A 21,691-nucleotide genomic window follows, 5' to 3' on the forward strand; every position below is an offset into this window, starting at 1 on the left:
ACAACTCTGCACCTGTAGGAGCGGCGGTGACGCCTAGTTCTTGCCAGTGATAGATTCCGGCGAATTGCCGGGCTAGGACGCTACGCGATACGGATTGCGCGGGTCGTGGTTCCAGTCGAGGAAGGGCTTGCCGGTGTCCTGGGGCACCATTTCGATGCAGTTCTCTACCGGGCAGGTGATCTGGCACAGGTTGCAGCCCACGCACTCTTCGTCGATCACCTCGTACTTATGGGTGCCGTCGGCCTGGGTCAGGCTGGCGATGGCCTGGTGCGAGGTGTCTTCGCAGGCGATATGGCAGCGGCCGCAGCCGATGCAGGCGTCCTGGTCGATCTTGGCGATCACCTGATAGTTGATATCCAGGTACTTCCAGTCGGTGGTATTGCCCACCGCTTTGCCTGAGAAGTCCGCGAGGCTCTGGTAGCCCTGACTGTCCATCCAGCGCGACAGGCCGTCCTTCATCTCTTCGACGATGCGAAAGCCATGCAGCATGGCCGCCGTGCACACCTGCACCGCGCCGCAACCCAGCGCGACGAATTCTGCCGCGTCGCGCCAACTGCCGATGCCGCCGATGCCGCAGATCGGCAGGCCACGGGTTTCGGGGTCGCGAGCGATCTCGGCGACCATGTTCAGGGCGATGGGTTTGACCGCCGAGCCGCAATAACCGCCGTGGGTGCTTTGATTGCCGACTATGGGGTGGGCGACCATGCGATCGAGGTTGACGCTGGTTATCGAGTTGATGGTGTTGATCAGCGACACCGCATCGGCTCCGCCGCGATGGGCGGCGCGGGCGGACAAGCGTACGTCGGTGATGTTCGGCGTGAGTTTGACGATCACCGGCAGCGAGCAGTAGGTCTTGCACCAGCGGGTGACCATCTCCACGTATTCCGGCACCTGGCCGACCGCCGCGCCCATGCCGCGTTCGGGCATGCCGTGGGGGCAGCCGAAGTTCAGCTCGATACCGTCGCAACCGGTGGCCTCCACCAGCGGCAGGATGGCTTTCCAGGACTCTTCGACGCAGGGCACCATCAAGGAAACGATCATTGCGCGGTCCGGCCAGTCCTTCTTCACCTGGGTGATTTCGCGCAGGTTGATTTCCAGTGAGCGGTCGGTGATCAGCTCAATGTTGTTGATGCCCTGGACCTGGCGGTTGGGGCCGAAGTGCGCGGAATAGCGCGACGACACGTTGACCGCCGCCGGGTCTTCGCCAAGGGTCTTCCAGACCACCCCGCCCCAGCCGGCCTCGAAGGCGCGGACCACGTTGTAGGCCTTGTCGGTGGGCGGCGCGCTGGCCAGCCAGAAGGGGTTGGGTGCCTTGATACCGGCGAATTCGATGGATAGATCGGCCATTTATGCGGCCTCCACGTTGAGCATCAGATGAGAGTGGATGGCCTCGGCGGCCAGCTTGCCGTGCTGCACGGCCTGCACGGTGAGGTCCTGGCCCAGGGCCGTGCAGTCGCCGCCGGCATACACGCCGGGCACGCTGGTCTGCAGCTGGGCGTCGACCCAGATGCGTTCGCCTTCGCGCTTCAGTTCACTGGCCAGTGGGTCGCTCAGGGCCTGGCCGTCGAAGGCCTGGCCGATGGCGCTGAAGATGGCGTCGGCGGCCAGCTCGAAGGTCTGCCCGGTGCTCTGCAGGCGGCCGTTTTCCACGCGGGTGCGGGCGAAGCGCATGCCGCGCACCTGGCCCAGGTCATCGAGCAGCACGGCGTCCGGCTGCGCCCAGGTCAGCAGGCGTACCTGATTGGCCTTGGCGATGTCCTGTTCATGTTCGGTGGCACCCATTTCCTCGAAGCCACGGCGATAGACCAGGTTGACGTCGCGGGCACCGAGCTTGCTCATCTGCACGGCCATGTCGATGGCGGTATTGCCGGCACCGAGGACGATGCAGCGCTCGGCCACGGGCAGCTGGGTCAGGTCGTCGCTCTGCCGTAGCTCGCGGATGTAATCAGTGGCAGGCAGCAGCCCCGGTGCCTCTTCGCCCGGCAGGCCGAGGCGCTTGCTGGCAGCCAGGCCGATGCCGAGGAACACCGCGTCGAACTGCTGGTGCAGCTCGCTCAGGCTGAGGTCGTCACCCAGCTTGTGGCCGTGGCGGATCTCGATGCCGCCGATCTGCAGCAGAAAATCCACTTCGCGTTGGGCGAAATCGTCGACCAGCTTGTAGGCGGCGATGCCGTATTCATTAAGGCCGCCGGCTTTCTCGCGGGCCTCGAAGATCACCACCTCGTGACCATGCATGGCCAGGCGATGGGCGCAGGACAGCCCCGCCGGGCCGGCACCGACCACGGCGATGCGTTTGCCGCTGGCCGGGGGGCGTTTAAAGGGGTGCTCGCTGAACTGCGCGTTATCGATGGCATGGCGCTGCAGCAGGCCGATCAGCACTGGCGCGCACTCCTGCGCGTTGTTACGCACGCAGGCTTGCTGGCAGAGGATTTCGGTGGGGCAAACGCGGGCGCAGCTGCCGCCGAGTATGTTCGCTGAGAGAATGGTCTGCGCCGCGCCCTGAAGGTTCTCATGGCTGATATTGCGGATAAACGAGGGGATGTCGATCTCGCTGGGGCAGGCGTTGACGCAGGGTGCGTCGTAGCAATACAGGCAGCGCGCGCTTTCCAGGGCGGCCTGGCGGGCGGTGAGTGGCGGGGCCAGATCGCTGAAACGATCGGCCAGTTCGGCTGCGCCGGCATCCGGTCGCGGCAAATGGCTGAGGGTGTCTATCACGGTTATTGCCTCACGGTTTTGTGGCTTTTATTGGGCAGTTAACAGCGGATAAGCGGCCGTCCGGCCTCTGTGGGCCGGTGCGGCTAAGTCATGCGTGGTGCCTGTGCGCGGGTTTAGCGCTCGACGGCCGTCGGCCGGTTCTGTTCGGCGCGTTTGCTCAGCAGGTCGAACACCGCCGGGTAGGCCGGTCGCTCGACGTAGCGGCCGGCCCCGCGCTCGGCGCGCAGCTCGCCGTCGGCCCAGACCAGCTTGCCCTGGCTGATGGTGTGGCTGGGCACGCCGCGCACCGTCTTGCCTTCGAAGATGTTGAAGTCGACCTGCTGGTGATGCGTTTTGGCCGAGATGGTCCTTGTGCCCTGCGGGTCCCAGAGCACCAGGTCGGCATCGGCCCCGGCGCGCAGCGCGCCCTTGCGCGGGAACAGGTTGAAGATCTTCGCGGTGTTGGTGCTGGTCAGGGCGACGAAGTCATTGATCGACAGCTTGCCGCTGTTGACCCCTTCGTCCCACAGCACGGCCATGCGGTCTTCGATGCCTGCCGTGCCGTTGGGGATCTTGCTGAAGTCGTCGCGGCCGGCGGCTTTCTGTTCGGCGCAGAAGCAGCAGTGGTCGGTGGCGGTGGTGTGCAGGTTGCCCGACTGCAGGCCGCGCCACAGCGCGTCCTGATGGCCGCGCGGGCGGAACGGCGGGCTCATCACGTAACCGGCGGCGGTCTGCCAGTCCGGGTGGCGGTAGACGCTGTCATCCAGCAGCAGATGGCCGGCCAGCACCTCGCCGTACACCGGCTGGCCCTTGGCCCGGGCGTAGGTGATCTCATCCAGGGCCTCTTGGGTCGAGACATGCACCAGGTACAGCGGCGTGCCCAGGGTTTCGGCAATACGAATGGCGCGGCTGGCGGCTTCGCCTTCAACCTGGGAGGGGCGCGACAGCGGGTGCGCTTCCGGCCCGGTCAGGCCCTGAGCCAGGAGTTTCTGTTGCAGGTGATAGACCAGCTCGCCATTTTCCGCGTGCACGGTGGGTACCGCGCCCAGCTGCAGGCAGCGCTCGAAGCTGGCCACCAGGGTGTCGTCGGCGGCCATGATGGCGTTCTTGTAGGCCATGAAGTGCTTGAAGCTGTTGATGCCGTACTTGGCCACCAGCTCGCCCATTTCGGCGGCGACCTGCTCGCTCCACCAGGTGATGGCGACGTGGAAGCCATAGTCGGAGGCGGATTTTTCCGCCCAACCGCGCCAGGTATGGAAGGCTTCGAGCAGCGACTGCTGCGGGTTGGGGATGACGAAGTCGATGATCGAGGTGGTGCCGCCGGCCAGGCCAGCGGCGGTGCCGCTGAAGAAGTCCTCGCTGGCCACCGTGCCCATAAAGGGCAATTGCATATGGGTGTGCGGGTCGATGCCGCCGGGCATCAGGTACTGGCCGCTGCCGTCGAGCACCTGACAGCCCGCGGGGGCGTCGAGGTTGTCGCCGATGGCCTGGATCAGGCCGTCTGCACAGAGCAGATCGGCGCGGTAGCTTTCCTCATGGGTGACCAGGGTGGCACCACGGATCAACAGCGACATAGCGAGTTCCTCTCAGGCTGACCGGTGCGTGCCGGTTCTTGGTGTTATGGCCTGTCAGGCGAGGGGCTGTATTCCTGTCATGCCTGACAGGAATTGAATCTAGTCGCTGCTTGTAGATTGATCAAGATTATTTTTTAGCGGCTATTTGTGTTTATAAGTTGTTGAAATTAAACATAAAAAACTAAAAATCTGCAAAATGGTGCAGGCCCTCACCATTTTGACGCACTTGACAAGAACCAAATATGGTCAAGATTTCCTATGCAAAATCAGGCGTTTGAACCAGGTGGCGAGCAGGCGGTGGCGGTAGAAAAAATAGTGGCCTGCACCACTTTGAATCCTGACTGGGTAGACAGGCTTGCGTGCTGGGTCGAGATCGACCCGGCAGAGCAGGTGATGCAAACCCGCTTGGTTTATTGAAAGCCTTATAAAACAATGGATTAGCCGTTTTTATTATGCGTAACAGATAAGTTGAACAGGATCCCGGCACGCTTATTGATAGCCGTCGCTACCAAGCTGGCCGGTCCTGAGATGGAAATGTACTCCGGCCATCGCGAACGGCCGTTTGGCAGTGCAACCACTGCCCGGCGGCGGTTAATCCCGATGAGCGAATAATCAGAACAATGACTGGAGAGGCCCATGCAACAGAGCAGATCGCAAGTGACCGAGCGCGATGGCTTGTACGAACTGGCCGCTGGCCCCGACGTACTCGACAGCCCGCGCTATAACCACGACATCGCCCCGACCAAGGTGCATGAGCGCACCTGGAACAAGTGGCATATCACCGCGCTGTGGGTCGGCATGTCGATCTGCGTGCCGACCTACACCCTGGGCGGCGTACTCACTGCCTACTTCGGCCTGTCGGTGGGCGAGGCGCTGCTGGCGATTCTGCTGGCCAATATCGTGGTGCTGGTGCCGCTGACGCTGAACGCCTTCCCCGGCACCAAGTACGGCATCCCCTTTCCGGTGCTGCTGCGCTCCTCGTTCGGCGTGATCGGCTCCAATGTGCCCTGCCTGATCCGGGCGGTGGTCGCCTGCGGCTGGTTCGGCATCCAGACCATGTTCGGCGGCCTGGCCATCCACCTGCTGCTCGGCTCGATCTTCGAGGGCTGGAAGAGCCTGGGCGGTACCGGCGAGGTGATCGGTTTCATGATTTTCTGGACCCTCAACCTGTGGGTGGTGCTGCGCGGTGCCGAGTCGATCAAGTGGTTGGAAACCCTCTCCGCGCCGCTGCTGGTGCTGGTCGGTGCCGGCCTGCTGGTGTGGGCGCTGCCCAATGTGTCGATGAGCGAATTGCTGGCGCAGCCGGCCAATCGCCCCGAGGGTGCCAGCGTCACCGGTTACTTTCTCGCCGGCCTGACTGCCATGGTTGGCTTCTGGGCCACCTTGTCGCTGAACATCCCCGACTTCAGCCGCTACGCGAAAAGTCAGAAGGACCAGATCATCGGCCAGGTGATTGGCCTGCCGCTGACCATGTTCCTGTTCGCCGCCCTCGGCGTGGTGATGACCGCTGCCTCGGCCTCCCTGGTGGGGCAGACGGTGTCCGATCCGGTCAGCCTGATCGGCCATATCCAGAGCCCCGGCTGGGTCGCTCTGGCCATGGCGCTGATCATCGTCGCCACGCTGTCGACCAACACCGCAGCGAATATCGTCTCGCCCACCAATGACTTCCAGAACATCGCGCCCAAGCTGATCAACCGCACCAAGGCGGTGCTGCTCACCGGTCTGATCGGTCTCGGCCTGATGGGCCATGAGCTGCTGAAGAAACTCGGTCTGCTGGTCTCTGACCTGAGCCTGGAAAGCGTCTATTCCAACTGGTTGCTGGGTTATTCCAGCCTGCTCGGACCGATTGCCGGGATCATGGTGGTGGACTACTTCCTGATCAAGAAACAGCGCCTCGACCTGGCCGGCCTGTACCGCGATGACGTCTACCCGGCGTGGAACTGGATCGGTTTTGCCGCCTTCGCCGTGCCGGTGGCGCTGACCCTGCTGTCGCTCGGCAGCAGCGCCTTTAGCTGGTTCTACGACTACGGCTGGTTTACCGGCTCCTTCCTGGGCGGGCTGATCTATTTCGGTCTGTGCAGCCTGCGTAGCGCCCAGCCTGTGGCGGCCAAGGCACCGGTTTAAGGCAAAGCCCGTACCTGTAGGAGCGGGCTTGCCCGCGATGCGATCAGCAGACGCGCCCCGATGCCGCGGGCGTGTCACAGACAACTAGAAAGGCCCAAGGAGATCACCATGAACACTGCCGTTGACGTCCTGCAATCCAGCCAGCCACACATCAACAGCGAGCGCCTGTGGCAATCGCTGATGGAGATGGCGCAGCTCGGGGCCACCGTCAAAGGCGGGGTCTGCCGCCTGGCGTTGACCGACCTCGACCGCCAGGCCCGCGACCTGTTCGTGCGCTGGTGCGAGGAGGCCGGCTGCACCGTGACGGTCGATGGCGTCGGCAATATCTTTGCCCGCCGTCCAGGGCGTAACGCCGCGTTGCCGCCGGTGATGACCGGCAGCCATATCGACACCCAGCCCACCGGCGGCAAGTTCGACGGCTGCTTCGGCGTGCTGGCCGGCGTCGAGGTACTGCGCACCCTCAATGACCTGGGCGTGCAGACCGAGGCACCGCTGGAAGTGGTGGTGTGGACCAACGAGGAGGGCTCGCGCTTCGCTCCCTGCATGATGGGTTCCGGGGTATTCGCCGAGAAATTCACCCTGGAGGAAACCCTGGCCAAGCGCGACGCCGAGGGTGTCAGCGTCGGTGAGGCGTTGAATGCCATCGGCTACGCCGGCACTCGCGCGGTGACCGGCCATGCGGTGGGTGCCTATTTCGAGGCGCATATCGAGCAGGGGCCAATTCTCGAAGACCAGGGCAAGACCATTGGCGTGGTGCTCGGTGCGCTCGGGCAGAAGTGGTTCGATCTGAATCTCAAGGGCGTCGAGGCCCATGCCGGGCCGACGCCGATGCACCTGCGCAAGGATGCCCTGGTCGGTGCCGCGGCCGTGGTCGCGGCGGTCAATCGGGTTGCGCTGGAGCACCAGCCCCACGCCTGTGGCACGGTCGGTTGCCTGCAGGCCTATCCCGGCTCGCGCAACGTGATACCGGGCGAGGTGCGCATGACCCTGGACTTCCGTCATCTCGAGCCGGCGCGGCTGGATTCGATGATCAAAGAGGTGCGCGGGGTGATCGAGGCGACCTGCGCCCAGCATGGCCTGAGTTTCGAGCTGACACCGACCGCGGATTTCCCGCCGCTGTATTTCGATCAGGGCTGCGTCGAAGCGGTGCGTGGCGCGGCAGCGGGGCTGGGGCTGTCGCATATGGACATCGTCAGCGGTGCCGGGCATGACGCGATCTTCCTCGCCGAGCTGGGCCCGGCGGGGATGATCTTCGTGCCCTGCGAGGGCGGCATCAGCCACAACGAGATCGAGAATGCTGCGCCGGATGATCTCGCCGCCGGCTGTGCAGTGCTGCTGCGGGCGATGCTGGCGGCCAGTGCGGCGTTGGCCAAGGGAAAACTGGCGGCATGATTGGCAGAATCGCCGCCGCATTGCCGGCGACAGTCATGGACGTGGGCTAAGGTGGCAGGCCAAGCTTCGGCTTCTTTGTCCAAACCTCGGGAGTTGCCATGACTGTTGCCTACTGGTGTGTGTTGATCGCGCTGTTTCTGCCTTACCTGTCCACTGCCACCGCCAAGGCTGTCAGCGGCGGTTTCAGCCCGCGGCACAACCACGATCCGCGGGCGCTACTGGATAACCTCAGTGGCTTTGGCCGACGCGCCAACAATGCCCAGCTCAACAGCTTCGAAGTTACTCCGGCATTCTCCGCCGCGGTGATCATCGCCCACCTGGCCGGCGGGGCCGAGCAGTCGCTGATCGATCAACTGGCGATGGCCTTTGTCGTCAGCCGTATCCTCTATCTCATCTGCTACCTGGCCGACTGGGCGACGCTGCGGTCCCTGGTGTGGTTCGTCAATATGGGCCTGATTATCAGTCTGTTTGTAGTCTCCGCATAACGTCTGCGCTGCATAGCCCGCACAGGTTCTGTTCTCTGCGGCAAAACACCACGCTTGGCCGCAGGGCAGCGGGTGACGATACTGTCGCTCGTTATCCACCCGGTTGTTGGCTCTGAAGGTGTTATGAAGTTTAAAACCCTATCCCTCGTTGTGCTGGTGCTGGCCGTAAGTGGCTGTGGCGGCGTTGACCCTAATTCGCCGCAAGGCCAGCGTCAGGCCATCTTCAAGCAGATGCTCAAGGTCAGCGAAGACCTCGGCGGCATGCTGCGCGGGCGGATTGCCTTCAAGGCGCAAGCCTTTGTCGATGGTGCTGCCGAGCTCGATCAATTGACCCGCACGCCCTGGCAGCACTTCCCCCAGGTGCGTGAATACGGTGATGAAAGCCGCGCCAAGGATGACGTCTGGCAGCGCCAGGCGCGTTTTCAGGAGCTGGCCCAGGCGATGGAAGCCAGCACCGCTGCGCTGGTGGCAGCCACTGCCGTGCAACCCTTGACCCCCGAGGCGCTGGCCGCGCCGATGCAACGGGTCGAGGACAGCTGCAAGGCCTGCCATGAAGAGTTTCGCGCGTTTTAGGCGCTTGCTGGGTTGCGCCTCATGGGCACGGTGAGGGGCTAAGGCCTCCTCACAAAGCTGCCCAGTGATTGAGCGGGGCTGTGCCTTTCTGTCGCTTAGATGAGGCGGTGTGGCAGGCGCTTCGGGATATCTCAGGGACGCTCAAGCGACTTCATATAGTCGGTATATTGCGGCAGAACCTGCCGTGTTGTGCTGTCCCGTATTTCGCCAATTCTCGTCCAGAGCCTGTCGGCCAGTTCAGGATGCTCGGCGACAAACCCGTGGCTGAGCATCAAGAAATATCTTTTGGTGCTAAGTGGCGGGTAGATCTTTTCAACCTGCTGCATGCCCGTGGCTTCCAGGTAGAGGTCGGCGACCAGATCCTGGTGGGCAACTGCCGTAATCCGGCCCAGTTTAAGTTTGCTGAAATTCTGTTCTGTGGTGCGTGCCTCTTCGACCGCTACGCCCATTTTTCTCAGGTCATTGGCTATGGAGTAGCCATTGTTGGCTCCAATGAAGAGGTCGGTGCCGCTGAGGCGATGGCCATCCCAGTGCAGGTCGGCCCCTTTACGTCGGTAGAGGAAATAACTCAAGACGGCGATTCGCTTCTCCTCATCCAGCTCGCCATCCTTCATCGGATACTGGCCGTTGGGCATGCGTTCGGTATTAAACGAAAACATGAAGGCACCGTCGATTTCGCCAAGCTTGAGATTTTCCATTACACGTCGATTGGGCATGCGCAGAAATTCAAGGTTGATGCCGATGTCTGTAGCGGCCTGGCGAATAATGTCCATGGCAACACCAGAGGGCTGTGTGTCATGCCGAATCAGGTAGGGCGGTGCCTCTGCGTCGGAGTAACCCAGGCGCATGGTCATGCTCTCAGCGTGAGCGCTGGCTGCGTACAGGGCGGCAATGAGCATAATCCAAGGAGTTCTGGCTCTTGGCATATCAGGTCATGCACCACGCGTGGTTATGTCTCATCAAGGCTTAGTCGCTGAGCTGAAGGTAGCGCTGGCTGAGATCGGTCTCTTGGCGCAAGCGTTGGTCGCGTAATGCCTGCCAGAAGCGTTGTGCCTGCTGCGGGTATTGGCGGGTGAACTGATGTGATAACGGCAGATACCAGTCGGCTTGCAGTAAAGGCAATGGCAGCATCTTCAGGTCGGACTGCAGCCCCAGCTTGCGGATGTGTGTATTGCCGATATGGCGCTCGATCACATAGCCATCCAGGCGTCCAAGAGTCACCAGCTGCAAGGCTTTTTCCGCGCTGGGATTGACCTTGGCCTGCACGCCAAGGGCTCGCAGGCGCTGGCTGGCGATATAGCCAAGGGGGGCGCTCAGGCCATACTGCAAGCCCTTGAACTGCTGGCCATTCCACTGCAATAGGCTGTCGGTACTGATGATGATCGGATAGTCGACTTGCCAGAGCCGATAATCACGATCCACGGCTTCTTGGCGCTCAGGGTCGCGACCAGGAAACTGACCCCAGACATCGCGATCCGCCTGCCAGATGGCGGCAAAAATGCCATCGCTCTGGCCGCTTTGCAGCTGCAGGATGCAGCGTTTCCAGGGGCGGCGTTGAAGCTCTAGACGCAGGCCAGCCTGCTGAGCGGCCGATTGGACCAGCTCCACGATCAAGCCAGGTTTGGCTTGCTTGTAATCGGACCAGAAGGGCGTGGAGTCTTCGTTCTCGTAGCAGATACGCAGCAACGATTGCTCGGCCAAGACGAACGTCGGCATGAGGGTCAGAAACAAGGTCGGCAGCAATGATAGGCGCATGGCTTTGCTCTGCAGGTGCTCGGTCGACAGCCGAGGATGTTTCTGTTGATCATTTAATCAGTCTATCCGGCGTTGGCGCGAGCGTCTGCCCGCACGTCATATATATCCTGAGCGTTTTAAAAGGCATTCTTGATGCCAGCACGTCACGGTGGCGGAGAAATACCTGCAACGCTGAGCGCGACGGGTGCTGACCCCGCTTGCTGCAGGTCGAGGCATACGCCACAGCTGCGATCCACCCAGTGCGCCCTTCGGTACTTCTCTTACACTGCGCCATAAAAAAGCCCCGCACGAGGCGAGGCTTTGGGTCTTGCGACGGGGAATTACAGGCCGGCGGCGGCGCGCAGGTCGGCGACCTTGTCGGTCTTTTCCCAGGTGAAGGTGGTGAAGCTGTCGTCGCCGACAGTCTTCTGCTCCGGGGTGCGGCCGAAATGGCCGTAGGCCGCGGTTTCCTGGTACATCGGGTGGAGCAGGTCGAGCATCTTGGTGATGGCGTACGGGCGCAGGTCAAACACCTCGCGCACCAGCTTGATGATCTTGTCTTCGGCGATCTTGTGGGTGCCGAAGGTGTTGATCGAGATCGAGGTCGGCTGGGCCACGCCGATGGCGTAGGACACCTGGATTTCGCAACGCTCGGCCAGGCCGGCGGCCACGATGTTCTTCGCCACATAACGACCGGCATAGGCGGCCGAACGGTCAACCTTGGATGGGTCCTTGCCGGAGAACGCGCCGCCACCGTGGCGGGCCATGCCGCCGTAGCTGTCGACGATGATCTTGCGCCCGGTCAGGCCGCAGTCGCCCACGGGGCCGCCGATCACGAAGTTGCCGGTCGGGTTGATGTGGTACTGGGTGCCTTTGTGCAGCAGATCGGCCGGCAGGGCGTGCTTGATGATCAGCTCCATCACCCCTTCACGCAGATCAGCCAGCGACACTTCCGGATTGTGCTGAGTGGACAGCACCACGGCGTCGATGCCGACCACCTTGCCGTTCTCATACTGGCAGGTGACCTGGGATTTCGCGTCCGGGCGCAGCCACGGCAGCAGGCCGGACTTGCGCGCTTCGGCCTGGCGCTGCACCAGCGCGTGGGAGAAGCGGATCGGTGCCGGCATCAGCACGTCGGTTTCGTTGCTGGCGTAGCCGAACATCAGGCCCTGGTCGCCCGCACCCTGGTCTTCCGGCTTGGCGCGGTCGACGCCCTGGTTGATGTCCGGGGACTGCTTGCCAATGATGTTCAGCACGCCGCAGGTGGCACCGTCGAAGCCGACGTCGGAGTTGGTGTAGCCGATGTCGCAGATCACGTCGCGGACGATCTGTTCAAGGTCGACCCAGGCGCTGGTGGTGACTTCACCGGCAACGATGGCCACGCCAGTCTTGACCAGGGTTTCCACGGCCACGCGGGCGTGCTTGTCCTGGGCGATGATGGCGTCCAGCACCGCATCGGAGATCTGGTCGGCAATCTTGTCCGGATGGCCTTCGGAGACGGACTCGGAGGTAAAGAGGGAGTATTCGCTCATCGATCGGTTTTCCTATTGTGTACCGCTGACGGTGGCCCTCAGGCCGCTGTTTTCATGGGGGTTGGCAAAGTGCCGTACCTGAATCTGGAAGCCGTTGCGCAGGCCGACATACAGGCTCTCGCTCGGCGTGAGGCCCGCGGCGACCGCCCAGCGGGCCAGGTCGTCCTGTTCGAAGCCCAGCCACAGGTCGCCGCAGGCCTGCTTGGCCCAGCTCTGGTTGTGGCTGCATAAATCGGTGATCAGCAGGCTGCCGCCCGGTTTGACCCGCCGGGCCAGCTGCTTCAGCGCCTCGGCCGGGGCGGCGAAATGGTGCAGGACCATATTCAGCACCAGGCAGTCGGCGGCTGGATAGTCATCATGTAAGGCGTCGGCCAAGTGCAATTCGACATTGTCCAGGCCGTCCTGCTGGCAGCGCTGGCGGGTCAGTTCGAGCATCGCCGGGCTGTTGTCCAGGGCGGTGACGTGGCTGAAGCGCCTGGCCAGCTCGGGCAGAAAGCCGCCGTCGCCGGGGCCGATTTCCAGGGCCGTGGCGCTGGCGGCAAAGTTCAGCGAGTCGAGCAGGCTGAGCAGACTGTCACGGTACTGCGGCAGGCCGGCGATCAGGTCCTGCTGAGCCTGGAAGCTGGCCGCGCAACGGGCGAAGAAGTCCTGGCTGGCAGCGGCGCGCTGGCTGTGCACCTCGGCAATCCGCCCGCGCACCTCGGTGGGCAGAGGCAGGCGGTCCACTTCTTCGAGCAGGGCCGCGTGCAGGCTGCCGCCGAGCTGCTCGTTATGGGCCAGGGCGCGGCGGTAGAAAATCGCATTGCCTTCGCGCCGGGTGGCCACCAGGCCGGCCTGGGCAAGTACCTTGAGGTGATGGCTGATGCCTGATTGACCAATGGCAAAGATCTGCGCCAGTTCCAGCACGCCGAAGGAGTCGTTGCTCAGTGCGCGCAGCACATTCAGGCGCAGCGAATCGCCGCCGGCCTTGCACAGAGCGGCGAGGGCGTCGACGGGTTCGAAGGTCGGAAGGGTGGCGCGCATATTCATAGGCTGGGCAGTCTAGTCGGTCATTTTTCATCCAGCAATACCAATATCAAAAAGTTTTGATATTGGTATTGCTGGGCCGAAGGCCAGAAAACCTTGGCTCTGCGACTATCTGTCATTGCCCCAATGGGCTCCGCTGGGCGAAAATGGCCGCCTTTTTCGACCCCCAGTTGCCCAAGCAGCCCGTAGGAGATTCAGTGATGCCCAGCCGTCGTGAGCGAGCCAATGCCATTCGTGCCCTGAGCATGGATGCCGTGCAGAAAGCCAACAGCGGCCACCCCGGAGCCCCGATGGGCATGGCGGATATCGCCGAAGTCCTGTGGCGCGACTACCTCAAGCACAATCCGAGCAACCCGAGTTTTGCCGACCGCGACCGCTTTGTGCTGTCCAACGGCCACGGCTCGATGCTGATCTACTCGCTGCTGCACCTCACCGGCTATGACCTGGGCATCGAAGACCTGAAAAACTTCCGCCAACTGCACAGCCGCACCCCGGGCCACCCGGAATACGGCTACACCCCGGGCGTGGAAACCACCACCGGTCCGCTCGGCCAGGGTATCGCCAACGCCGTGGGCTTTGCCCTGGCGGAGAAGGTGCTGGGCGCGCAGTTCAACCGCGACGGCCACCAGATCGTTGACCACTTCACCTACGCCTTCCTCGGCGACGGTTGCATGATGGAAGGCATCAGCCATGAAGTCTGCTCCCTGGCCGGCACCCTGGGCCTGGGCAAGCTGATCGCCTTCTATGACGACAACGGCATCTCCATCGACGGCGAAGTCGAGGGCTGGTTTACCGATGACACGCCGAAACGCTTCGAGGCCTACGGCTGGCAGGTGATCCGCAATGTCGACGGCCATGACGCCGAAGAACTCAAGATCGCCATCGACACCGCGCGCAAGACCAGCGACCAGCCGACCCTGATCTGCTGCAAGACCACCATCGGTTTCGGTTCGCCGAACAAGCAAGGCAAGGAAGAGTGCCACGGCGCGCCGCTGGGCAATGACGAAATCGCCCTGACCCGCGCCACCCTGGGCTGGAACTATGGCCCCTTCGAAATCCCCGCTGAGATCTACGCCGAGTGGGACGCCAAGGCCGCCGGTGCCGCTGCCGAAGCCGAGTGGGACCAGCGCTTCGCCGCCTACGCCGCCGCATACCCCACGCTTGCCAGCGAGTTCAAACGCCGCATCGCTGGTGAGCTGCCGGCCGATTTCGCCGAGAAAGCCGCCGCCTATATCCAGGAAGTCGCCGAGAAGGGCGAAACCATTGCCAGCCGCAAGGCCAGCCAGAACACTCTGAACGCTTTCGGCCCGCTGCTGCCGGAATTCCTGGGCGGCTCGGCGGACCTGGCCGGTTCCAACCTGACCCTGTGGAAAGGCTGCAAGGGCGTATCGGCCGAAGATGCTTCCGGCAACTATATGTTCTACGGCGTGCGCGAGTTCGGCATGAGCGCGATCATGAACGGCGTGGCCCTGCATGGCGGCTTCGTGCCCTACGGCGCGACCTTCCTGATCTTCATGGAATACGCGCGCAATGCCGTGCGCATGTCCGCGTTGATGAAAAAGCGCGTGCTCTATGTATTCACCCACGACTCCATCGGCCTCGGTGAAGACGGCCCGACCCACCAGCCGATCGAGCAACTGGCCAGCCTGCGTGGCACGCCGAACCTCGACACCTGGCGCCCATGCGACGCCGTGGAATCGGCGGTGGCCTGGAAATACGCGATCGAGCGCAACGACGGCCCGTCCGCGCTGGTGTTCAGCCGGCAGAACCTGCCGCACCAGTCGCGTGATGCCCAGCAGCTGGCCGATGTGGCTCGCGGCGGCTACGTGCTCAAGGACTGCAATGGCGAGCCGGAACTGATCCTGATCGCCACCGGTTCGGAAATCGGCCTGGCCGTAGCGGCCTACGACAAGTTGACCGCTGAAGGCCGCCAGGTGCGTGTGGTCTCGATGCCGTCCACCAGCGTGTTCGACCAGCAGGACGCCGGCTACAAGCAGGCCGTGCTGCCGGTGCAAGTGGGTGCGCGGATCGCCATCGAAGCCTCCCATGCCGACTACTGGTACAAGTACGTCGGTCTGGAAGGCCGCATCATCGGCATGACCACCTTCGGCGAGTCGGCCCCGGCCCCGGCGCTGTTCGAGGAATTCGGCTTTACCGTTGAAAACATCCTGGAAACCGCCGCCGAATTGTTGGACGCCTGACTCCGTAGGATGGTGTTGAGCGAAGCGATACCCATCAATCGGCTGTGATGGGTATCGCAAAGCTCCACCCATCCTACGACCGTTACCCATCGAGATCGCCATGTCCAAGCGCCCCTACAGAATCGCCCTCAACGGTTACGGCCGTATCGGCCGCTGCGTGCTACGTGCGCTGCATGAGCGCGGTGCCGGAGCGAGCCTGGAAATCGTTGCGCTGAATGATCTGGCCGACCAGGCCAGCATCGAATACCTGACCCGCTTCGACTCCACCCACGGGCGTTTTCCCGGCGAGGTGCGGGTCGACGGCGATTGCCTGCATATCAATGGTGACTGCGTAAAGGTGCTGCGCCAGGCCACGCCGGAAGCCATCGACTGGGCCGCGCTGGATATCGACCTGCTGCTCGAATGCTCCGGCCAGTACACCAGCCGCGCCGATGCCCGGCGCTTTATCGATGCCGGCGCACCGCGACTATTGCTGTCGCAACCTATGGCCAGCGAGGCGGATATCGACGCCACCGTGGTTTACGGGGTCAATCAGGATTGCCTGAGCGGCCGCGAGCTGCTGGTGTCCAACGCCTCCTGCACCACCAATTGCGGCGTGCCGTTGCTCAAGTTGCTGAATGAGACAGTGGGGATCGACTACGTGTCGATCACCACCATCCACTCGGCGATGAACGATCAGCCGGTGATCGATGCCTATCACCATGAGGATTTGCGCCGTACGCGTTCGGCCTTCCAGTCGGTGATTCCGGTGTCCACTGGTCTGGCCCGCGGTATCGAACGCCTGTTGCCGGAACTAAGCGGGCGTATCCAGGCCAAAGCTATTCGCGTGCCGACGGTAAATGTCTCGTGCCTGGATATCACCCTGCAGACCGCCCGCGATACGTCGGCGGCCGAGATCAATGCGGTGCTGCGCCAGGCGGCCGAGAGCGGCCCGCTTAAAGGTCTGCTGGCTTACACCGAGCTGCCCCACGCCAGCTGCGATTTCAACCACGACCCGCATTCGGCGATTGTCGATGGCAGCCAGACCCGGGTTTCCGGGCCGCGCCTGGTCAACCTGCTGGCCTGGTTCGACAATGAGTGGGGCTTTGCCAACCGCATGCTCGATGTGGCCGAACACTTTCTTTCCCTGACTACTTCTGCTGCCGTGAAGGACTGATTTAATGACCGTTCTGAAGATGACCGACCTCGACCTCGCCGGTAAGCGCGTGCTGATCCGCGAAGACCTCAACGTGCCGGTAAAAGACGGCGTGGTGAAGAGCGACGCGCGCATCCTCGCCTCCCTGCCGACCATCAAGCTGGCGTTGGAAAAGGGCGCAGCCGTAATGGTCTGTTCGCACCTGGGTCGCCCGAGCGAAGGCGAATTCAGCGCAGAGAACAGCCTCAAGCCGGTGGCCGACTACCTGAGCAAGGCCCTGGGCCGCGACGTACCGCTGGTAGCGGATTACCTGAGCGGCGTTGAGCTCAAGGCCGGTGAGATCGTGCTGTTCGAGAACGTGCGCTTTAACAAGGGCGAGAAGAAAAACAGCGATGAGCTGGCCCAGCAATACGCCGCCCTGTGCGACGTGTTCGTCATGGACGCCTTCGGCACCGCCCACCGCGCCGAGGGTTCGACCCATGGCGTGGCCAAGTTCGCCAAAGTCGCCTGCGCAGGCCCGCTGCTGGCGGCCGAGCTGGACGCCCTGGGCAAGGCCCTGGGTAACCCGGCCAAGCCAATGGCCGCGATCGTCGCCGGCTCCAAGGTGTCGACCAAGCTCGACGTACTCAACAGCCTGAGCCAGATCTGCGACCAGCTGATCGTCGGCGGCGGCATCGCCAACACCTTCCTCGCCGCCGCCGGCTTCCCGGTGGGCAAGTCGCTGTACGAAGCCGATCTGCTCGACACCGCCAAGGCCATAGCGGCCAAGGTCAGCGTGCCGTTGCCGGTCGATGTGGTTGTCGCCAAAGCCTTCGCTGAAGACGCCGAAGCCACCGTCAAGCTGGTAGCCGATGTGGCTGAAGACGACATGATCCTGGATATCGGCCCGCAGACCGCCGCGCAGTTCGCCGAGTTGCTGAAATCCTCGAAGACCATTCTGTGGAACGGTCCGGTCGGCGTGTTCGAATTCGACCAGTTCGGCAACGGCACCAAGGTGCTGGCTCAGGCCATCGCCGAAAGCCCGGCGTTCTCCATCGCCGGCGGTGGCGACACCCTGGCGGCCATCGACAAATACGCCGTGGCCGACAAGATTTCCTATATATCCACCGGTGGTGGCGCGTTCCTCGAATTCGTCGAAGGCAAGGTGCTGCCGGCTGTGGAAGTGCTGGAACAGCGCGCCAAGGTGTAGGGTGGGTTAGTCGCGTAGCGGCGTAACCCGCCACTGGATATTAAGGCCACCCGGATTTCATCCGGGCTACGGGTTGAATACAGGCCGGGTTCACCCCCGGTCTGAATGACTTGAATAGCGCCTGCCCCTGCGGCAGGCTTGCACGATTAACGAGCCCCACCGGGAGAAAGAACACCATGGCACTTATCAGCATGCGCCAGATGCTCGACCACGCCGCCGAATTCGGCTACGGCGTGCCGGCCTTCAACGTCAACAACCTCGAGCAGATGCGCGCGATCATGGAAGCGGCCGACAAGACCGATTCTCCGGTGATCGTCCAGGCTTCCGCCGGTGCCCGCAAGTACGCCGGCGCACCCTTCCTGCGTCACCTGATCCTGGCGGCCATCGAAGAATTCCCGCATATCCCGGTGTGCATGCACCAGGACCACGGCACCAGCCCTGACGTCTGCCAGCGCTCGATCCAGCTGGGCTTCAGCTCGGTGATGATGGACGGCTCGCTGAAAGAAGACGGCAAGACCCCGGCCGACTACGATTACAACGTCGCCGTGACCCAGCAGACCGTGGCCTTCGCCCACGCCTGCGGCGTGTCCGTGGAAGGTGAGCTGGGTTGCCTGGGCAGCCTGGAAACCGGCATGGCCGGCGAAGAAGACGGTGTTGGCGCGGAAGGCGTGCTGGATCACAGCCAGATGCTGACCGACCCGGAAGAAGCCGCCGACTTCGTCAAGCGTACTCAGGTGGATGCCCTGGCCATTGCCATCGGCACCAGCCACGGTGCCTACAAGTTCACCAAGCCACCCACCGGTGACATCCTCGCCATCGACCGCATCAAGGAAATCCACAAGCGCATCCCCAATACCCACCTGGTGATGCACGGTTCTTCTTCGGTGCCGCAAGAGTGGCTGGCGATCATCAACCAGTACGGCGGTGACATCAAAGAAACCTACGGCGTGCCGGTTGAGGAAATCGTCGAAGGCATCAAGTACGGCGTGCGCAAGGTCAACATCGATACCGACCTGCGTCTGGCGTCCACCGGTGCCATGCGCCGCCTGATGGCCACCAACCCGAGCGAGTTCGACCCGCGCAAGTTCTTCGGTGCCACCGTTACCGCCATGCGCGACATCTGCATCGCCCGTTACGAAGCCTTCGGCACCGCCGGCAACGCCTCGAAGATCAAGCCGATCTCCCTGGAAGGCATGTTCCAGCGTTATGCCAAGGGTGAGCTGGCCGCCAAGGTCAACTGATCCCGGCGCAGCACCTGCACGTCTCAAGAAAACGCCGCGTCTCCTCCAGGGGACGCGGCGTTTTTCTGTCTGTGGCAGCGCCTCAGGGCACGGTGCTGAGCAGGGGGCGGTGCTCGATGCTCAGTTTGTCGAAATGCGCCGCGCCGGCTTCGGTTTCATAGCCGCTGTTGTCCTGGGGGTAGACCCCGGCCTTGAAATACAGCGGTTTGCTCGCCCAGGCCGAGTCGAGCCGGGTGCTCCACTTGACCCCGTTGAGGTTGATTGCCAGGGTTCCTTTAGGCGTCAGATGCAGGACGTAGGTGAAGCGCTGGTTCAGCGAGATGCCGCTGGCCAGGGTCACGACCTGGATCGTTGCCTCGGGACTGAGACGCACCTTGGCGACGATATTGCCGCTGGCGGAATAGTCCTTGTACTGATACTCCAGCTTGACCAGTGGCTTGGAGCTTTTGTAAGCGTGGATCTGGCCAATCACCAGTTTGCCGGTGGAGGGCACCTGGCTGACGATCAGCGCGGCGCGCAGGAAATGATCCGCGCTGGGGTAGATCCAGTTGCGCAGGCTGCCGTCGGGGTACGTTTCGCGCAGCTCGCTGCGGGGGTACTTCGCGGTTTCGGTGGTGCTGCCGTTGACAGGGGCCCAGAAGAAGATCGCGCCGTTCTTGGACTGGAAATAGTGATCCTGGTAACCGCCGACCAGCAATGGGGTTTCGATGGTGGTGGCGGGAACGCCGACGGGGATGCTCAGATTCCACGTGTCGAGGTCGATCATGCTTGATGCTCCTGAAAGGCAGAGGCTTCAGTCAGTCGAGGGCACAACTCATCCGGGAGTTAGTAAGGGCTACTTGGCGTTCCAGCGGGTGACACAGGCGAACTAGAAGGGGGCAGGTGTTGCCCTTGTCGGGAGGCGGGGCTGCCTTCGCGACACCTGTATAACGGCAGAAGTTCAGAATGGATGACAACCGTTCGTCGTGTAATTGACGCCAATATTTTGTCTTTGCGGTGTTCGAGCCATTCTGTCGCCCAAAATCGTCGGTGCCAGGCCGCCGATCATGGCCCACGAATCCCAGCAGGCGCTGCGGGAGGGGCCCCAGGGGCACCAGGTAAAACCCTGTAAAACACCCAGGCCACGCTGGCCGACGGGCTGCGCCATACTCGCTGCACTGTCGTCCCGGGAAACCTCCACCCATGTCCAGCAAGCCACGCCTGTTGCTCGCCTTCGTCCTCGCTGTATTGTTGGCCACTCTGCTTGCTTCGATCTTTCAGACTCAGAGCAACCTCGCCGCCCTGCAGGCGCTTGGCGCGCCCATGCCGCTGGGCGTGCGCCTGGCTACCACCTGCCTGGACCTGTTCGGCTTCGCTCCGACCTTCGCCCTGCTGGCCGCCTTTGGTTTCGTCTTCGCCCTACCGTTGGCGGCGTGGAGCGCGCGCCGTCTGCCGTCCCTGCGCTGGGCGATCTTCGTTCTGGCCGGTGCCGCGGCGATCTGGACGGCACTGGCCCTGGCCAATGCGCTGGCACCGATGCCGACGCTGATCGCCGCCGACCGCAACCTGTTCGGCACCCTGGGGCTGATGGCCAGTGGCAGCGCAGGCGCGCTGCTGTTCGGTCTGCTCGGCCGGCGGGTGCGTTATCGAGCGCAATCGACGCCTTCCGCCTCCCTATGACAAGGCCCTGCCCATGTTGAGAACCACCCTGGTGCTGCTTGGCACCCTGGCCGCCAGCGCGCTGGCGCTGGCCCAGGATTACCGTATCGAAACTGTCACCGCCGGCCTCGAACACCCCTGGTCCCTGGCCTTTTTGCCGGACGGGCGGATGCTGGTGACTGAACGAGTCGGTCGCCTGCGGATTATCGCCAAGGACGGCAGCCTCGATCCCGAGCCGGTCGCCGGCGTGCCCGAGGCGTTCGTGGCTGCCCAGGCGGGGCTGATGGAGGTGCTGCTCGATCCCGATTTCGCCGGTAATCAATGGGTTTATCTGAGCTACGCTTATGGCACCGAGCAGGCCAACAACACCCGTCTGGCCCGCGGTCGTCTGGTGGAGGGGCGCTTACAGGACGTCGAGGTGCTGTTTAGCGCCCTGCCGGCCAAGGCCGGGGCGGCTCACTATGGTGGGCGCATGGCCTTTCTCCCGGACCAGACCCTGGTGCTGACCCTGGGCGATGGCTTCGACTGGCGCGAGCAGGCGCAGAACCCGGCCAACCACCTGGGCAAGATCGTGCGGCTCCATCGCGACGGCAGCGTGCCGGCGGACAACCCTCTGGTCGGGCAGGCCGGGGCGGCAGCGGAGATCTACAGCCTGGGCCATCGCAATGTCCAGGGCATCTACTACGATGCCCGCCTGCAGCGGCTCTACAGTCACGAGCATGGCCCCCGCGGCGGCGACGAGCTGAACCTGATCGAGCCCGGCCACAACTATGGCTGGCCGCTGATCACCTATGGGGTTGATTACACCGGCGCGCAGATTTCGCCCTATACCGAGCTGCCCGGCCTGCAGCAGCCGCTGCTGCACTGGACGCCTTCGGTGGCCCCGTCGAGCCTGACCCAGTACCGCGGCGCGCTGTTCCCGGAATGGCAGGGCGACCTGTTTGCCTCGACTCTGGCCGAACGCAGCGTACGGCGCATTCGCATGTTGGATGGCAAGCTGGCGGGCGAGGAGGTGCTGTTCGAAGAGCTGGATGAGCGGATTCGCGATGTGCGCAGCGGCCCGGACGGTGCGCTCTATCTGCTCACCGACAATGCTGAGGGGCGGGTGCTGCGGGTAGTGCCGGCCGATTAGATTGGCCATACTCTGCGCCCC

19 protein-coding genes are annotated in these 21,691 nt (G+C 63.1%); 11 read left to right on the top strand and 8 right to left on the bottom strand.

Annotated elements, in window-relative coordinates:
• Window positions 1–72: 72 nt before the first annotated feature.
• The 3 genes from preA to hydA all read right to left on the bottom strand — a co-directional run bounded on the left by preA (window position 73) and on the right by hydA (window position 4,268).
• The gene (gene preA / locus WMW70_RS17065; protein WP_341438655.1) at window positions 73–1,347 is read right to left on the bottom strand and encodes an NAD-dependent dihydropyrimidine dehydrogenase subunit PreA; all 1,275 of its coding nucleotides are present in this window, start codon (window positions 1,345–1,347) and stop codon (window positions 73–75) included.
• A complete protein-coding gene (locus WMW70_RS17070; protein WP_341438656.1) occupies window positions 1,348–2,715 on the bottom strand; it encodes an NAD(P)-dependent oxidoreductase in 1,368 nt (455 codons plus the stop codon).
• 113 nt (window positions 2,716–2,828) lie between these two features.
• Window positions 2,829–4,268 carry a dihydropyrimidinase gene (gene hydA / locus WMW70_RS17075; protein ID WP_341438657.1) on the bottom strand — a complete coding sequence of 480 codons (1,440 nt, stop codon included), beginning with the start codon at window positions 4,266–4,268 and terminating at the stop codon, window positions 2,829–2,831.
• Between the two features lie 258 nt (window positions 4,269–4,526).
• On the opposite strand from hydA, the gene WMW70_RS17080 reads away from it, so the two are divergent.
• The 5 genes from WMW70_RS17080 to WMW70_RS17100 all read left to right on the top strand — a co-directional run bounded on the left by WMW70_RS17080 (window position 4,527) and on the right by WMW70_RS17100 (window position 8,842).
• Window positions 4,527–4,685 (top strand): hypothetical protein, encoded by a 159-nt coding sequence (locus tag WMW70_RS17080; protein ID WP_341438658.1) that lies wholly within the window; start codon window positions 4,527–4,529, stop codon window positions 4,683–4,685.
• Between the two features lie 219 nt (window positions 4,686–4,904).
• The gene (locus WMW70_RS17085) at window positions 4,905–6,392 is read left to right on the top strand and encodes an NCS1 family nucleobase:cation symporter-1 (RefSeq protein ID WP_341438659.1); all 1,488 of its coding nucleotides are present in this window, start codon (window positions 4,905–4,907) and stop codon (window positions 6,390–6,392) included.
• 108 nt (window positions 6,393–6,500) lie between these two features.
• Window positions 6,501–7,784: a Zn-dependent hydrolase gene (locus WMW70_RS17090; RefSeq protein WP_341438660.1), complete on the top strand. Its 1,284-nt coding sequence runs from the start codon at window positions 6,501–6,503 to the stop codon at window positions 7,782–7,784.
• A gap of 98 nt (window positions 7,785–7,882) precedes the next feature.
• The gene (locus tag WMW70_RS17095) at window positions 7,883–8,269 is read left to right on the top strand and encodes an MAPEG family protein (RefSeq protein ID WP_341438661.1); all 387 of its coding nucleotides are present in this window, start codon (window positions 7,883–7,885) and stop codon (window positions 8,267–8,269) included.
• Window positions 8,270–8,392: 123 nt separating this feature from the next.
• A complete protein-coding gene (locus tag WMW70_RS17100; RefSeq protein ID WP_341438662.1) occupies window positions 8,393–8,842 on the top strand; it encodes a c-type cytochrome in 450 nt (149 codons plus the stop codon).
• A 131-nt stretch (window positions 8,843–8,973) separates the two neighbouring features.
• Here the strand turns inward: WMW70_RS17100 and WMW70_RS17105 are convergent, their stop codons facing one another.
• The 4 genes from WMW70_RS17105 to WMW70_RS17120 all read right to left on the bottom strand — a co-directional run bounded on the left by WMW70_RS17105 (window position 8,974) and on the right by WMW70_RS17120 (window position 13,137).
• Window positions 8,974–9,768 (bottom strand): substrate-binding periplasmic protein, encoded by a 795-nt coding sequence (locus WMW70_RS17105; protein WP_341438663.1) that lies wholly within the window; start codon window positions 9,766–9,768, stop codon window positions 8,974–8,976.
• Window positions 9,769–9,808: 40 nt separating this feature from the next.
• Window positions 9,809–10,597, bottom strand: a complete 789-nt coding sequence (locus WMW70_RS17110; RefSeq protein WP_341438664.1) for a substrate-binding periplasmic protein — start codon at window positions 10,595–10,597, stop codon at window positions 9,809–9,811.
• A 320-nt stretch (window positions 10,598–10,917) separates the two neighbouring features.
• Entirely contained in the window at window positions 10,918–12,108 is a 1,191-nt protein-coding gene (gene metK, locus WMW70_RS17115) for a methionine adenosyltransferase (protein ID WP_341438665.1), read from the bottom strand.
• Window positions 12,109–12,120: 12 nt separating this feature from the next.
• Window positions 12,121–13,137 (bottom strand): ArsR/SmtB family transcription factor, encoded by a 1,017-nt coding sequence (locus WMW70_RS17120; RefSeq protein WP_341438666.1) that lies wholly within the window; start codon window positions 13,135–13,137, stop codon window positions 12,121–12,123.
• A 197-nt stretch (window positions 13,138–13,334) separates the two neighbouring features.
• On the opposite strand from WMW70_RS17120, the gene tkt reads away from it, so the two are divergent.
• The 4 genes from tkt to fba all read left to right on the top strand — a co-directional run bounded on the left by tkt (window position 13,335) and on the right by fba (window position 18,900).
• Window positions 13,335–15,335: a transketolase gene (gene tkt / locus WMW70_RS17125; RefSeq protein ID WP_341438667.1), complete on the top strand. Its 2,001-nt coding sequence runs from the start codon at window positions 13,335–13,337 to the stop codon at window positions 15,333–15,335.
• Window positions 15,336–15,435: 100 nt separating this feature from the next.
• On the top strand, window positions 15,436–16,491 hold the full coding sequence (gene epd / locus WMW70_RS17130) for an erythrose-4-phosphate dehydrogenase (protein WP_341438668.1): 1,056 nt from the start codon (window positions 15,436–15,438) through the stop codon (window positions 16,489–16,491).
• A 4-nt stretch (window positions 16,492–16,495) separates the two neighbouring features.
• Entirely contained in the window at window positions 16,496–17,659 is a 1,164-nt protein-coding gene (locus WMW70_RS17135) for a phosphoglycerate kinase (protein WP_341438669.1), read from the top strand.
• A gap of 176 nt (window positions 17,660–17,835) precedes the next feature.
• A complete protein-coding gene (gene fba / locus WMW70_RS17140) occupies window positions 17,836–18,900 on the top strand; it encodes a class II fructose-bisphosphate aldolase (RefSeq protein WP_296222065.1) in 1,065 nt (354 codons plus the stop codon).
• 82 nt (window positions 18,901–18,982) lie between these two features.
• Here fba and WMW70_RS17145 read toward each other — a convergent pair whose 3' ends face one another.
• A complete protein-coding gene (locus WMW70_RS17145) occupies window positions 18,983–19,666 on the bottom strand; it encodes a polysaccharide lyase family 7 protein (protein WP_341438670.1) in 684 nt (227 codons plus the stop codon).
• A gap of 416 nt (window positions 19,667–20,082) precedes the next feature.
• Here WMW70_RS17145 and WMW70_RS17150 point away from each other — a divergent pair, with 416 nt between their 5' ends.
• On the top strand, window positions 20,083–20,559 hold the full coding sequence (locus tag WMW70_RS17150) for a hypothetical protein (protein ID WP_341438671.1): 477 nt from the start codon (window positions 20,083–20,085) through the stop codon (window positions 20,557–20,559).
• A gap of 13 nt (window positions 20,560–20,572) precedes the next feature.
• Entirely contained in the window at window positions 20,573–21,670 is a 1,098-nt protein-coding gene (locus tag WMW70_RS17155) for a PQQ-dependent sugar dehydrogenase (protein ID WP_341438672.1), read from the top strand.
• Window positions 21,671–21,691 lie beyond the last annotated feature (21 nt).

This window comes from Pseudomonas sp. XK-1, assembly GCF_038069885.1.
In the GTDB taxonomy this organism is placed as follows: domain Bacteria; phylum Pseudomonadota; class Gammaproteobacteria; order Pseudomonadales; family Pseudomonadaceae; genus Aquipseudomonas.

Coding starts and splice junctions, on each gene's coding strand:
- preA (WP_341438655.1), bottom strand. CDS start 1,347: ATGGCCGATCTATCCATCGAATTCGCCGGTATCAAGGCACCCAACCCC.
- hydA (WP_341438657.1), bottom strand. CDS start 4,268: ATGTCGCTGTTGATCCGTGGTGCCACCCTGGTCACCCATGAGGAAAGC.
- WMW70_RS17080 (WP_341438658.1), top strand. CDS start 4,527: ATGCAAAATCAGGCGTTTGAACCAGGTGGCGAGCAGGCGGTGGCGGTA.
- WMW70_RS17085 (WP_341438659.1), top strand. CDS start 4,905: ATGCAACAGAGCAGATCGCAAGTGACCGAGCGCGATGGCTTGTACGAA.
- WMW70_RS17090 (WP_341438660.1), top strand. CDS start 6,501: ATGAACACTGCCGTTGACGTCCTGCAATCCAGCCAGCCACACATCAAC.
- WMW70_RS17095 (WP_341438661.1), top strand. CDS start 7,883: ATGACTGTTGCCTACTGGTGTGTGTTGATCGCGCTGTTTCTGCCTTAC.
- WMW70_RS17100 (WP_341438662.1), top strand. CDS start 8,393: ATGAAGTTTAAAACCCTATCCCTCGTTGTGCTGGTGCTGGCCGTAAGT.
- WMW70_RS17105 (WP_341438663.1), bottom strand. CDS start 9,768: ATGCCAAGAGCCAGAACTCCTTGGATTATGCTCATTGCCGCCCTGTAC.
- WMW70_RS17110 (WP_341438664.1), bottom strand. CDS start 10,597: ATGCGCCTATCATTGCTGCCGACCTTGTTTCTGACCCTCATGCCGACG.
- metK (WP_341438665.1), bottom strand. CDS start 12,108: ATGAGCGAATACTCCCTCTTTACCTCCGAGTCCGTCTCCGAAGGCCAT.
- WMW70_RS17120 (WP_341438666.1), bottom strand. CDS start 13,137: ATGAATATGCGCGCCACCCTTCCGACCTTCGAACCCGTCGACGCCCTC.
- tkt (WP_341438667.1), top strand. CDS start 13,335: ATGCCCAGCCGTCGTGAGCGAGCCAATGCCATTCGTGCCCTGAGCATG.
- epd (WP_341438668.1), top strand. CDS start 15,436: ATGTCCAAGCGCCCCTACAGAATCGCCCTCAACGGTTACGGCCGTATC.
- WMW70_RS17135 (WP_341438669.1), top strand. CDS start 16,496: ATGACCGTTCTGAAGATGACCGACCTCGACCTCGCCGGTAAGCGCGTG.
- fba (WP_296222065.1), top strand. CDS start 17,836: ATGGCACTTATCAGCATGCGCCAGATGCTCGACCACGCCGCCGAATTC.
- WMW70_RS17145 (WP_341438670.1), bottom strand. CDS start 19,666: ATGATCGACCTCGACACGTGGAATCTGAGCATCCCCGTCGGCGTTCCC.
- WMW70_RS17150 (WP_341438671.1), top strand. CDS start 20,083: ATGTCCAGCAAGCCACGCCTGTTGCTCGCCTTCGTCCTCGCTGTATTG.
- WMW70_RS17155 (WP_341438672.1), top strand. CDS start 20,573: ATGTTGAGAACCACCCTGGTGCTGCTTGGCACCCTGGCCGCCAGCGCG.